Below are 13,144 nucleotides of genomic sequence, written 5' to 3'. Positions count from 1 at the left end.
CTAAAATAAAGGTATCATTACCACTTCCCGTTTTGATGGTATTTATGTATTCAAAATTCTTCACTAAAGTATTAGCCACATTGACGTTAACACTTTGAGTCATATTCAGATTAACGGCTTCTGTGATGTTACTAAGGTTAAGATTAAAACCATCTACTCCCCCAATGGCATCAAAAGTATTTCCCTGATCTATGGTAAAATAATCGTTAAAGTTTGTCCCGATCAGATTTAAACGTTCAATGTTTTCAAAATAAAGCAAAGAGGCATTGGTATCAAGAATGCTACGAATGCGATTAGCATCATTATAAATACCTTTATCTCCATAGTTAAGTCCACTATAGTCAAGAATCAGAGTATCTGTTCCTTCTCCACCATAGATTTTACTACTATCATTGTTAGAACTATAAGCCGCCGTTCCTAAAATAAAGGTATCATTACCACTTCCCGTTTTGATGGTATTTATGTATTCAAAATTCTTCACTAAAGTATTAGCCACATTGACGTTAACACTTTGAGTCATATTCAGATTAACGGCTTCTGTGATGTTACTAAGGTTAAGATTAAAACCATCTACTCCCCCAATGGCATCAAAAGTATTTCCCTGATCTATGGTAAAATAATCGTTAAAGTTTGTCCCGATCAGATTAAAACGTTCAATGTTTTCAAAATAAAGGAAAGAGGCATTGCTATCAGCCATGGGACGAATGCGATTAGCATCATTATAAATACCTTTATCTCCATAGTTAAGTCCACTATAGTCAAGAATCAGGGTATCTGTTCCTTCTCCACCATAGACATTTCCAAAACGATTGATTAAAGTATCATTTCCTTCACCACCAATAAGAGTGTCATTTCCTCCAGCACCAATAAGAGTATCATTTCCTCCAAAACCATCAATTATATTATTTCCAGTGTTTCCGGTAATACGATTATCGTAATTATTTCCATATCCATTAATGTTACTACTGCCTGTTAAGGTTAGGTTTTCTAAGTTTGCCTCTAAAGTATAAGTAATAGAGGATTGTACTGTGTCTGTTCCTTCATTGAGATTTTCAGTTATGTTGTCTCCCGTGTTATCAACAAGATAAGTATCATTACCCGCACCGCCCACCATCGTATCATTTCCTATACCACCGTTGAGGGTATCGTTACCTCCTCCTCCCAAAAGGCTATCATTTCCAGCTAAACCACTGAGGGAATCATTGCCAGTAAGATCACTGAGAGGGGGTGGGAGTATATCGTTGCCGTTTGTACCTATAAATACTGCCATAGTACATGATCTGGTTAAATTTTATACAGTTATACAACTAACATTATTTTGAGAAAATTGCTGACTTTCGGTTATAAAATGTTTCCTTCTTTTTGATTCGATTCTAACATGGTTAATAAATTTAAGACTAGCTCAATTATGTTGTCTTTATGGGGATAATCTAGCGGTAGATTTTTTAATTCCTCAATGGCTTTTTGCTGTATATTTCCTTTCCCTAACATCCTCAACCATAAAGTCTCTTGATTTACTGGTAACTGATGAATTACAACTATGCCCGTTTGCAAAGAAGCTGGAAATAAATATACTCCATTGCCATAAATCTTTTCGTTTAATTGAGCCGAAAAACTTTCCAATTTATTACTTGATAAAGTTAGTGTTAAAATCCATAAAAAAGGTATTTCATTGTCAGATATTATCTCTTTATTTTTACGTTTTTCTCTTCGTTGTTTTCCTTGTACATCAAATAATTTACTCAGATATTCAATAATTTGATGAATCTCAATGGGGTTTCTAAACACCTCGAATAAACAGCTAGTTTGAGCTAATTTTCCTAATAATCCTAGAGTGTCAGGGGTTGTGGGTACTGGTTTTTGGGGAATGAAAAAAACACCGATTTCTCTCATTTCACTACCAACGGTTTCCCCTGCATTAACTAACCCATATTCTCCGAACCAGTGGAAGTTATTGTAAAATGCGATGCAAACCCCACCCTACTTAAATTAGACGATGTAAAGTTTCAATAAGTATGTCTTGGTTAAATTTACCTTTTATGATATAAGCATTTGCTCCAGCGTCTGCCCCTCGTTTTCGATCATCATCGGAAGCTAGAGAAGAGACTAAAATAATCGGTAATTCGCTAAATTGATGATCCTGTCGTACTTTTGTGGTAAATTCTAAACCATCTAAATTTGGCATTTGAATATCGGAAACTACCGCATCAAATTGACGAGTTTTAATTTTATGCCATGCGTCTAAACCATCAACGGCAGTGATAACTTCAAATCCTGCTCCCTCTAAAATACGTTTTTCTTGGGTACGGGTAGCAATGGAATCTTCAGCTAGTAAGATAGTAGCACGTTCTTTGACTTTATCTTTATCTACTTTACGAGCAATGGTAACTGTTAAATTACGTTTTTGAATAGAGGTTAATAAGTCTTGGGGATTGAGGATCATACATACTTCTCCTGTACCAAGAATTGTTGAACCAGAAACATTACGCACTCGTTTCAAAAGTTTACTTTGAGGTTTAATTACTACATCTTGAGTATCAGTAACTTCATCTACTAATAAACCAAATAATTCTTCTCCGATTTTGATTAAAACGCAAGGAATATTTTTTTGTGCAGATTTATTTTCTTCCTGTGAAACCCCTAATTCTAGTAATTCTGACAAGAAAGCTACGGAAATTGCAGCACCATCAAGGGTTATAGTCTGTTTTCCTTCGATTAAAAAAATGTCTTCAGGGGCAATTAATAAAGAGGTTTGGACAAATTCAATGGGTATAGCTTGGGTAATACCAAAGATTTTGACTAATAAAACGTTAGCTGTTGCTAAAGTTGTGCCTATTTGAATACGGAAAGTTGTACCTTGACCTTTTTCTGAGACAATATCGATACTGCCTTTTAATCGTTCAATATTAGTATGTACGACATCTAAACCAACACCTCTACCTGAAACTTCGGTAATAAATGTACGAGTAGAAAAACCAGGTTCAAAAATCAGGGATTGTATCTGACTTTTTGTCATGGCGTTTAATTCTTCTGGTTTATACATCCCCCGACGAATAGCTGTTTCTTTTATTTTTTCAATATCTAACCCTCTACCATCGTCTTTGACTTCAATAAAGATATTACTGGCAGTTTGATAACCTTTTAACCAAATTGTACCGGTTGGGTTTTTGCCTTGTCTTTCTCTTTCGGCTGGAGTTTCTAAACCATGATCGATACAATTACGAATCATGTGCATTAAGGGATCTTTAATTTCTTCTAAAATATATTTATCGGCAACGGTTTCTTCCCCTTCGATAATTAACTCGATTTGTTTTTCTTCCTGTTTAGATAAATCTCTCACTAAGCGGGGAAAGAAATTAAACACGTTGGATAATGGTAATAATCGCAGGGTTTTAATTTTCGACTCTAATTCATCGGCGATTAAATCCAAACGAGTACTATTGTCGTGAGCTGTCGATCGCAAATCTTGTATTAAATTTTCAATGCGATTTTGAAAAGTGTCATCTTCATTGAGATAAGCATTACCCTTGCGATAACGTTTTTGCATTTTACCCATTTTCCAGTCTTCCCAAAGGTTGGCGATTTGTTCCATTTGAGAGGCAAAATGGGCGATTCTGATTTTCGTAACGGTTAATTCTCCCGTCTGAGTCATCAAAGCGTCTAAATGACGAGTCTGCACCCTAATAGTATCAATTTTATAGGGTTCTCCGGCTTTTTGGTCTTGTGGAGGCAGTTTTGAAAAAGTTTTTGACTTATTATTTTTAATTACAGTTTTAGGCTCGGTTTTTTTTGTGATAGATATTTCTTCCGATGGTGATGGAGATAAATTTACTTGTTCATTGAGAATGTCAGGTTCTGAGAAGGCGATGGTGTTTTCATCATCAGCAATTATATCTTCTATCAGAAAAGAAATATCATTAACAGAAGACTGACTTTCTTTTTGAGGAATTAATAATGCTAAAAGTTCGTTAGGATTAATGTTACTTGGATTTCCTGTGACACTTTCGGTGACTATTTCTCTAACACCATCTAAAGTTTGATAAATCTTTGTCGAAATTTGCTCATTACCATTACTATCAAGTAGGGAAATTTCCTCCCTTTCTACTTGTTTAATTAAGGTTTCTAAATAATCTGTAATTATGGCGATACTTTCTACTCCCATAATACGAGAATCGCCTTTGACACTGTGAATTTCTCTTAATAAATAGTCAAATTTTTCGGCTTTATCCTGGGGATTATTTTCTAAATATTCGATGGTAGAAATAATATTATCAAGATGCTGATTGGTGGTGATATGATATATATCTCTCAATTCATCATCTTCAATATATACAGGATGAGGATCAATTTTTGTTACATTCATCGAAAATGTGGTATTTACAGGAAAAGATTCTTGCTCACCATAAACACTATCTAACAATAAATCAAGGGTAGAATCAGGGTTAATACCACTAGGCTCATCGGTAACGGCTTCATGAACTAATTTTTTCATTGCGTCTAAAGTTTCATAAAGGCGATCGCTAATTTCAGGAGTTAAAGTTAATTCGTGTTTTTTAATATCCCCTAAAATATCTTCAATGGAATGAGCTAAATTTTCGACAGATTCTACTTCAACGATGCGAGAATCACCCTTTAAACTATGAGCTTCTCGTAAAATTTCTTCAATAGAATCTAAAGTTTCGGGATGTTTTTCTAACTCTAATAAGCCCGTTTCTATTTTTTGTAAATGTTCTTGACTAGAGGTTTTGTAAATTTCTCTTAATTCTTCATCTTGTATCATAGCCGTCTCCCGTGTTTTTTATATTAATACATATAAACTAAAGCAATAAGTAGATAGACAAAATTAATAGTGTATTTTATTGTTGGATAAATCTAGGAGAACAAGGGGTTAAAACTGTTTACTTATATACAATTTATTCTATCCAAGTACTTATTGGAGCATATTATTATTTATCTTTTCTGATTCTGATTTATTGTTAACCTCACAATAAATTAACCATTAAGTGACAATAAATTTTATGTTCTATATTTAAGATATAACTAATTTCCCTAAAATGATTAAAAATAATAAGATTAAGTTACTAGCAGATTTTTCAAATCAATAATGAATGCTAATCTGACAAAAAAATAATCCCATGAAGAAAAAATCGTATAACCTTAAAAGTAAATATAAAGAGTATTTATCATCTATATGACACTAGAAACTACTTCAGAATTATTTTGTACCCCTACGATTAAAGTAGAAGACGATCGCACGGGCATGAGTTCGGAAACTCTCAAACGAGCTTTTTTAGACAACTTATTCTATATTCAAGGAATTGATCGCAATCAAGCATCTGATTATGATTATTATGTAGCTTTAGCCTATACTATTCGAGACAGGTTACTGCAACGTTTCTTAAAAACTACGGATACCTATAAAAAAAATCCCCAAACGAAATTAGTTTGTTATTTCTCCGCCGAATTTTTAATGGGTAGATATTTAGGTAATAATTTAGTTAACCTCGATATTTACGAACAAGTTAAAACTGTTATCGCTGAATTAGGTTTAGATTTAGAGGAATTAATCGAACAAGAACCAGATCCGGGCTTAGGAAATGGCGGTTTAGGGCGATTAGCGGCTTGTTTTCTCGATTCTCTCGCTAGTTTAGAAATTCCTGCCATTGGCTACGGTATTCGCTACGAATTTGGCATTTTTTATCAAGTGTTAAGAGACGGTTGGCAAGGAGAAATGCCCGATAACTGGTTAAGATTTGGTAATCCTTGGGAATTACCTCGCCCTAGTGAAACCGTACCAGTGAAATTAGGTGGTTACACTCAAGGTTATCATGACAGTAAAGGACACTATCGTGTTTCATGGATACCTGAGCGCACAGTGATCGCTATTCCTTATGATACTCCAGTACCGGGTTATAAAACTAACACCGTCAACCCTCTCCGTTTATGGAAAGCAGAAGCTAGTGAAGAGTTTAACTTTGAAGCCTTTAACGCTGGTAACTATGATCGTGCTGTGGAAGAAAAAATTAACTCGGAAACAATTTCAAAAGTACTTTATCCTAATGATAACACTCCCGCCGGAAAAGAATTAAGACTCGCTCAACAATATTTCTTTGTTTCTGCATCTTTGCAAGATTTAATCAATATTCATCTGCGCAATAATAAAAACTTAGATAATTTCCACGAAAGAATCGCTATTCAACTTAATGACACTCATCCGGCTATCGCCGTAGCGGAATTAATGCGCTTATTTGTGGATGAACACGGTATCGATTGGGATCGTTCATGGTATATTACCCAAAAAACCTTATCTTACACTAACCATACCTTAATGCCTGAAGCGTTAGAAACTTGGGATGTTAGTCTATTTAAAAAAATCCTTCCCCGTCATTTAGAAATTATTTACGAAATCAATCATCATTTCCTTGACGATATACGCACATGGTATCCGGGTAATGAAGATTTACTTTCTCAAGTATCCATCATCGGTGAAAATGGTGGTAAACGAGTGCGCATGGCAAATTTAGCTTGTGTTGGTAGTCATGCTATTAACGGTGTTGCTGCCTTACATACAGAATTACTCAAACAAGATACTCTCAGCGCTTTTGCTTTCCTTTGGCCTGAAAAATTCTACAATAAAACCAATGGTGTAACTCCTCGCCGTTGGATGGTATTAAGTAACCCTGAATTGTCTAAACTCATTACTTCGAGAATTGGTGAAGGTTGGGTAAAAGATTTAAGTCAAATTCAAGAAATTGAAAAATATATCGATGATGCTGATTTTTGTCGTCAATGGCGTGATATTAAACAAGCGAATAAACAACGATTAGCTGAATATATTTTCAAACAAAGAGGAATTGAAGTTAATGTTAACTCTATTTTCGATGTTTTAGTGAAACGGATTCATGAATATAAACGTCAACATTTAGATGTTTTAAATATTATCACTCTTTATAATCGCATCAAACGTAATCCTGAACTCAACATTACTCCCCATACTTTTATTTTTGGAGGCAAAGCTGCACCCGGTTATTTTATGGCAAAATTGATCATTAAATTAATCAATAGTGTTGCTGATGTAGTCAATAAAGATCCAGACATCAGAGGGCGAATAAAAGTCGTATTTTTACCTAACTTTAACGTTTCTTTAGGACAAAAAATCTATCCTGCTGCTGATGTTTCTGAACAAATTTCTACCGCAGGAAAAGAAGCATCAGGTACTGGTAATATGAAATTTGCCATGAATGGTGCATTAACTATCGGCACTTTAGACGGTGCTAACATCGAAATTCGGGAAGAAGCGGGGGCAGAAAATTTCTTTTTATTTGGTTTAACGGCTGAAGAAGTTTATAAATATAAAGCATCTGGTTATAACCCTCGTCACTACTATGAAACTAATTCAGAATTAAAAGAAGTAATTGATCGTATTGCTGATGGTTATTTCAGTCACGGCGATAAAGAAATATTTAAACCCATCGTTGATTCCCTTTTATATGATGATCAATATATGTTATTAGCAGATTACCATTCTTATGTTGAGTGTCAAAAAGAAGTAGCTTTGGCATATAAAGATCAAGAAAAATGGACTAGAATGTCTATCTTAAATAGCGCTCGTATGGCTAAGTTTTCTAGCGATCGCACTATAAATGAATACTGTAACGAGATTTGGAATGTAAAACCTGTGAAAATTGAGTTAGAGGATTACCAAGGATAGATTAAGTAATAAGTAATAAGTAATTTAAAATAATACTGATGGCTAATACATCATCCATAATCCACTTGATCTTTAAATGAGAGAATATCATTGATGCACAGAAGTTTTGCCAAGAATAATTAATTAATCATAATGGCACAAATTAGCATAAACTAATCTAAGAAAGTTTAGTTAGTAAAATAATCTATATTTCAGGAGATTTAAAAAATGTCAATATTATTCCAATTACTTTTAACAGCTTTAGTGTTTTTCTCTTTTGTTTTGATAGTATATGTACCCGTTGCTTATGCTTCTCCTCAGAATTGGGAACAGTCAAAACCTTTACTATATTTAGGCTCAGGCTTATGGATTGTTTTAGTAATTGCAGTGGCGGTGTTGAACTTTTTCGTAGTTTAAAAAAACTTTTTGTTAAGAAATATTGAGTATCTATTTTGAGATTTATCTAGGTGGGCAAAAGTCAATAAGCTGAAACGTATATAGTTTGTCGATGAATACCGGACTAAAACACGAGGAAACTAAGAGATTTAAAAGTTTACTTTCAATAAATAATATATTGATCTAAAACTTGAATGCGTTGTGGCTTAATAAATCATAAGTATTTTTGCTCACCAAATTATTAAAAACAAAAATATTTATGAGGATAAATGGCAGTTTTTGAAGGAAATTTTAATCAAGATATATCTAGCCTCCGTTTTGCCTTAGTTATAGGGCGTTTTAATGATTTAATCACGAATAAATTATTAGCAGGTTGTCAAGATTGTCTAAAAAGACACGGTGTTGATATAAACCCTGAAGGTAATCAAGTAGATTATGTCTGGGTGCCGGGTAGTTTTGAAGTGCCATTAGTAGCTCGAAAATTAGCCTTAACTGATCGTTATGATGCTATTATTTGTTTAGGTGCAGTTATTAGAGGAGATACACCTCATTTTGATTATGTAAGTAATGAAGTTGCCAAAGGGATAGCTGCCGTAGGTTTACAAACGGGAGTGCCGATTATTTTCGGTATTTTAACTACTGATACCATGCAACAAGCCTTAGAAAGAGCGGGAATAAAAAGTAATCATGGCTGGGGTTATGCCATGAATGCGTTAGAAATGGCTACCCTGATGAAACAAATTCCCTAAAAAAAGAGAATACACCCCTCACAATTATGGGAGATATTTAAAGATTTTATCTTCCTTCTGTTATCTAAAACTTACCCATTGTTACACAAAATTTACTTTATCCATTTACCGTTAAAAGCTCACTTCACTGATTATTTTTGTTAACTTAGACTATATATAGCTTTTAGTTTTAGAAAAAATATAGTTATGATGGAATTTATCGTTACTTTAATTGTCACTGCCATCTCTATGATTGTGACATCGAAAATAGTGCCGGGTATTGTAATTAGTACGACTTCGGCGGCTTTTATTGGTGCTTTTGTTTTTGGCATAGTAAACGCTATTGTTAAGCCAATTTTAATTTTATTTACCCTTCCTGCAACAATTCTTACCCTTGGTTTATTTTTATTCGTTATCAATGCTATTTGTTTTTATTTAGTTGCTTATTTCACCCCTAACTTTTCTGTTAATAATTTTATCGATGCCCTTTTAGGCTCAATTTTAGTTTCTATTGTGTCTAGTTTCTTAAGTAACATTCTTGGTAAGTCATAAATAATGAGAAATGAGGAATGAGGAATTAGAAATGAGGAATTATGAATTAGGGATACAGCCCATAAACCGCTTTATAATAAACTAAAAACTAGGGTTTAATTTATTTAACTGAAAATCATAACTCATACTTTTTGACGCACCCCTACTTATCACCCATCACCCGTTAATAAATGTCTCCCCTATCTCGCTTACTCAAATATTCCCATAAATATCAAACGTCTATTTATCAAGCTGTAACTTGTTCGATTTTAAATAAGTTGTTTGATTTAGCACCCCCTGTCTTAATTGGTGCGGCGGTGGATGTGGTAGTAAAACGACAAGATTCTTTTATAGCTAGATTCGGTGTTAAGGAAGTTTTTGACCAATTATTGATTTTAACTATCTTATCAGCTATTATTTGGGGTTTAGAATCGGTTTTTGAGTATGCATACCAACGTCTATGGCGTAACCTAGCTCAAAATATTCAACACGATTTACGGCTTAATGCCTATCGTCATATTCAAAATTTAGAGTTGGAATACTTCGAGAATAACAGCACTGGAAGACTTTTAGCAATTCTTAATGATGATATTAACCAATTAGAGAGATTTTTGGATGTTGGAGCGAATGAAATTTTACAGGTTTTAACTACCGTTATCGTTATCAGTGGTGCTTTTTTCTTCTTAACTCCTAATACCGCATGGATGACTATTATTCCTATTCCTGTAATTATATGGGGTGCGATCGCTTTTCAAAAGTTACTCGCCCCTCGTTATATGGCGGTGAGAGAAAAAGTCAGTCTGCTTAACAGTCGTTTAGCTAATAATTTGACTGGCATCACCACTATAAAAAGTTTTACCACAGAAGAATACGAAATTGAACGAGTTAGAAAAGATAGTGAGGCGTATTTACAAAGTAATCAAAAAGCGATAACTTTAAGTGCCGCCTTTGTGCCATTAATTCGTTTTGTTATTTTGGCAGGATTTACTGGTATTTTACTTTTTGGTGGTTTAGAAGTCGAAAAAGGTAATTTGACAGTAGGTACTTATAGTGTGTTAGTTTTTATGACGCAACGGTTACTATGGCCTTTGACTCGTTTAGGAGATACCCTTGATTTATATCAACGGGCGATGGCTTCCACTTCACGGGTAATGGATGTGTTAGATACCCCTATGACGATTCATTCAGGAGATTTACCTTTATCTTTAGCTATGGTAAAAGGAGAAATTGAATTTAGTAACATCACTTTTGCTTACCATCAAAGAGAATCCGTTATCGAAAATTTTAACTTGATGATTCCCGCCACTTCCACCATTGCCATTGTTGGTTCGACAGGTTCAGGAAAAAGTACTATAGTTAAGTTATTGTTACGTTTTTATGAAATCCAATCAGGTAATATCACCTTTGACGGCATCAACCTCAAAGATATTGTTTTATATGATTTACGCCGTGCTATTGGTTTAGTCAGTCAAGATGTGTTTTTATTTCATGGTAGCGTGAGGGAAAATATTGCTTATGGTAGCCCTAACGCTACTGAAGAAGATATTATTAATGCGGCTAAGATGGCAGAAGCCCACCATTTTATCATCGAGTTACCTCAAGGTTATGATACCATTGTCGGTGAAAGGGGGCAAAAACTTTCAGGAGGGCAACGCCAAAGGCTTTCCATTGCACGGGCAATTCTCAAAAATCCTCCTATTCTTATCCTTGATGAAGCTACTTCTGCTGTGGATAATGACACGGAAGCTGCGATCGCCAAATCATTAAAACAGATTACAGAAAACCGTACAACAATTATGATAGCCCATCGTCTTTCTACCATTCGCCATGCCGATTGTATCTATGTGTTAGATAAAGGAAAAATTGTTGAATCAGGAAGTCATGAAGAATTAGTCAACCAAAAAGGTATTTATCAAAGTTTATGGCGAGTACAAACAGGAATATATTAGAAGTAATACTTAATTTAAGGAGGAATTAGATAAAATGTTTACTTTAAGTGATTTCAAAAAAACTCGTTTTTATCAAGACACTTATCGTGAAGGTAAAATTGAAGGAGAAATTGAGGGCAAAATTAAAGGCAAATTAGAAACTATCCCTAACTTACTTAATCTTGGTTTAACAGTAGAACAAATTGCTATAGCCTTAAACTTAGATCTTGAATTCGTCAAAAAAGTAGCCCTCTCTGAACAAAATTAACAAAAGAAATAAAATATTGAGGGCAATATTATGAATAAAATTAATTTACTCAAACTAGTATTAGATTTAACAAAAGACGATAATAAAAGTATTTCTTTAGCTGAATTATTAATTAGTCGCCATCGTGATGAAAAGTTATATTTCTTCACCATTATTAATTACTTTTAAATAAAATAATCATAATTAAACTATTACAATTATTTTTGTAATATGAAAACTGCTAAAATAAATAAAGAAAAATGATAGTAGCTACTCCGATTAAAACAGAAGAAAAAAAAGTTTATAGCCTTGAAGAATATTTAGCATTGGAGGAAAATGCAGAAGAAAAGCACGAATATCATGATGGAGAAATTATTAAAATGACAGGCGGTACAACTAATCATAATATTTTAGCACTAAAAATTGCATCTCTTTTTTTATCTTTTTTAGAGGAAGAAAATTATCAAATTTATATAGGAGACGTGCGGTTATGGATTGAAGAATATCATCGTTATACTTATCCTGATGTGATGGTAATTGAAGGTGAGCAAGTGTATGAAGGTAACGGAAAAAATACCGTTATTAATCCTCTTTTAATTGTCGAAGTTTTATCTAATTCTACTAAAGATTATGACCAAAATGATAAATTTGATAGTTATCGAACTTTACCTAGTTTACGAGAATATATCTTAATTGATCAGTATAAATATTATGTTAAACAGTTTACTAAAACACCAGAAAATAAATGGTTATTAACAGATTATATCGGTGAAGATGCCACCGTAAAATTAGAGTCAATTAACCTTGAAATTAGTTTAAAAACACTTTATAAAAAAGTAAATTTTCAGTTTAATGATTAACCATAAAATCAGGCGATCGCCTTTGATAATTATTAAGAATTAAAATATTAAATTAGGAAATGAATTTTCTTATAACTGTTTAAGCAAACCTGATATTACCTGAGTTCGACAGAATAAAACTAATGGAGGCAAGACAGGGAGGTGGGAGGTGAGAAGGAGATGGGGGAGATTGTTGTCAAAATAACTCAACTGTTAATGTAGTGTGTTTAAATCGTTTATTTTTATAGCTTCCTCATTAATTCAGCAGCCCCTAATTATAGAAAATCAATTTTAATAATATTTAAGTCTATTCTCAAAGAGCGTCTCCTCGTCTCACCTTCACCGATAATTTTATATCGAACTGAGGTGATATAACTGATTCCCTAATCATTAGGGTGCTTGATTTTCTACGACTCCATCTACTTGATCTAGTTCTATATTTGCACCTAAATCCATCACTTCTATATCCCATTGCCCACGACGAGCAGTTTCAAAAACAATATAACGACCATCAGGACTAATACGAGGATTTCTTAACCAACTACGATAACCTTGAGTCAATAACTGAGTTTGTTTTGTAGCTCTATCGTATAAAAAAATGTCAGGTCGCCCTTGAATACTAGAAATATAGACAATATATCTACCCGTACGACTAAGACTCGGACTATCGGTAATCGCATTACCTAAATTAAAACCGGGTAAATCGACAAAAGATTGTTGTTGTAAGTCATACAATAAAACTTCTCTACGTCCATAACGATTTGAAACCATTGCTAACCAACGAC

The 13,144-nt window shown here is 33.7% G+C and carries 12 protein-coding genes; 8 read left to right on the top strand and 4 right to left on the bottom strand.

Annotated elements, in window-relative coordinates; genetic code table 11:
* The 3 genes from FWJ34_RS13400 to FWJ34_RS13390 all read right to left on the bottom strand — a co-directional run.
* Positions 1–1,270 (bottom strand): calcium-binding protein (locus tag FWJ34_RS13400; protein WP_308255831.1); only part of this gene is annotated, 1,270 nt, incomplete at its 3' end.
* A 71-nt stretch (positions 1,271–1,341) separates the two neighbouring features.
* On the bottom strand, positions 1,342–1,893 hold the full coding sequence (locus FWJ34_RS13395; protein ID WP_308255830.1) for a hypothetical protein: 552 nt from the start codon (positions 1,891–1,893) through the stop codon (positions 1,342–1,344).
* Positions 1,894–1,984: 91 nt separating this feature from the next.
* Positions 1,985–4,780, bottom strand: a complete 2,796-nt coding sequence (locus FWJ34_RS13390; protein WP_308255829.1) for a hybrid sensor histidine kinase/response regulator — start codon at positions 4,778–4,780, stop codon at positions 1,985–1,987.
* A 411-nt stretch (positions 4,781–5,191) separates the two neighbouring features.
* Between FWJ34_RS13390 and FWJ34_RS13385 the strand changes: the two genes are divergently transcribed.
* The 8 genes from FWJ34_RS13385 (at position 5,192) to FWJ34_RS13350 (ending at position 12,380) form a co-directional block, all read left to right on the top strand.
* Positions 5,192–7,711, top strand: a complete 2,520-nt coding sequence (locus tag FWJ34_RS13385; protein WP_308255828.1) for a glycogen/starch/alpha-glucan phosphorylase — start codon at positions 5,192–5,194, stop codon at positions 7,709–7,711.
* Positions 7,712–7,918: 207 nt separating this feature from the next.
* Positions 7,919–8,107 carry a photosystem II reaction center protein PsbZ gene (psbZ, locus tag FWJ34_RS13380; protein ID WP_308255827.1) on the top strand — a complete coding sequence of 63 codons (189 nt, stop codon included), beginning with the start codon at positions 7,919–7,921 and terminating at the stop codon, positions 8,105–8,107.
* Positions 8,108–8,355: 248 nt separating this feature from the next.
* Complete coding sequence (gene ribH, locus FWJ34_RS13375) at positions 8,356–8,835, top strand: 6,7-dimethyl-8-ribityllumazine synthase (protein WP_308255826.1); 480 nt, start codon at positions 8,356–8,358, stop codon at positions 8,833–8,835.
* Between the two features lie 186 nt (positions 8,836–9,021).
* Positions 9,022–9,366 carry a phage holin family protein gene (locus FWJ34_RS13370; protein ID WP_308255824.1) on the top strand — a complete coding sequence of 115 codons (345 nt, stop codon included), beginning with the start codon at positions 9,022–9,024 and terminating at the stop codon, positions 9,364–9,366.
* A gap of 170 nt (positions 9,367–9,536) precedes the next feature.
* The gene (locus FWJ34_RS13365; protein ID WP_308255823.1) at positions 9,537–11,294 is read left to right on the top strand and encodes an ABC transporter ATP-binding protein; all 1,758 of its coding nucleotides are present in this window, start codon (positions 9,537–9,539) and stop codon (positions 11,292–11,294) included.
* Positions 11,295–11,328: 34 nt separating this feature from the next.
* Positions 11,329–11,541, top strand: a complete 213-nt coding sequence (locus tag FWJ34_RS13360; protein WP_308255822.1) for a hypothetical protein — start codon at positions 11,329–11,331, stop codon at positions 11,539–11,541.
* A 30-nt stretch (positions 11,542–11,571) separates the two neighbouring features.
* Positions 11,572–11,709 carry a hypothetical protein gene (locus tag FWJ34_RS13355; RefSeq protein WP_308255821.1) on the top strand — a complete coding sequence of 46 codons (138 nt, stop codon included), beginning with the start codon at positions 11,572–11,574 and terminating at the stop codon, positions 11,707–11,709.
* Between the two features lie 71 nt (positions 11,710–11,780).
* Positions 11,781–12,380, top strand: coding sequence for a Uma2 family endonuclease (locus FWJ34_RS13350; protein WP_308255820.1), 600 nt, complete (start codon positions 11,781–11,783; stop codon positions 12,378–12,380).
* A gap of 369 nt (positions 12,381–12,749) precedes the next feature.
* On the opposite strand, the gene FWJ34_RS13345 is transcribed toward FWJ34_RS13350, so the two are convergent.
* Positions 12,750–13,144, bottom strand: a 395-nt coding sequence (locus FWJ34_RS13345; protein ID WP_308255819.1) for a biopolymer transporter Tol, incomplete at its 5' end; no start/stop codon positions are given.

This window comes from Geminocystis sp. GBBB08 (assembly GCF_016743215.1).
Classification (GTDB): Bacteria; Cyanobacteriota; Cyanobacteriia; order Cyanobacteriales; family Cyanobacteriaceae; genus Geminocystis.
This window is presented reverse-complemented; position numbering and strand designations above follow the sequence as displayed.

What these genes read in the sequence shown, in the direction of transcription:
- FWJ34_RS13395 (WP_308255830.1), bottom strand. Translation starts at nt 1,893, where the DNA reads ATGAGAGAAATCGGTGTTTTTTTCATTCCCCAAAAACCAGTACCCACA.
- FWJ34_RS13390 (WP_308255829.1), bottom strand. Translation starts at nt 4,780, where the DNA reads ATGATACAAGATGAAGAATTAAGAGAAATTTACAAAACCTCTAGTCAA.
- FWJ34_RS13385 (WP_308255828.1), top strand. Translation starts at nt 5,192, where the DNA reads ATGACACTAGAAACTACTTCAGAATTATTTTGTACCCCTACGATTAAA.
- psbZ (WP_308255827.1), top strand. Translation starts at nt 7,919, where the DNA reads ATGTCAATATTATTCCAATTACTTTTAACAGCTTTAGTGTTTTTCTCT.
- ribH (WP_308255826.1), top strand. Translation starts at nt 8,356, where the DNA reads ATGGCAGTTTTTGAAGGAAATTTTAATCAAGATATATCTAGCCTCCGT.
- FWJ34_RS13370 (WP_308255824.1), top strand. Translation starts at nt 9,022, where the DNA reads ATGATGGAATTTATCGTTACTTTAATTGTCACTGCCATCTCTATGATT.
- FWJ34_RS13365 (WP_308255823.1), top strand. Translation starts at nt 9,537, where the DNA reads ATGTCTCCCCTATCTCGCTTACTCAAATATTCCCATAAATATCAAACG.
- FWJ34_RS13360 (WP_308255822.1), top strand. Translation starts at nt 11,329, where the DNA reads ATGTTTACTTTAAGTGATTTCAAAAAAACTCGTTTTTATCAAGACACT.
- FWJ34_RS13355 (WP_308255821.1), top strand. Translation starts at nt 11,572, where the DNA reads ATGAATAAAATTAATTTACTCAAACTAGTATTAGATTTAACAAAAGAC.
- FWJ34_RS13350 (WP_308255820.1), top strand. Translation starts at nt 11,781, where the DNA reads ATGATAGTAGCTACTCCGATTAAAACAGAAGAAAAAAAAGTTTATAGC.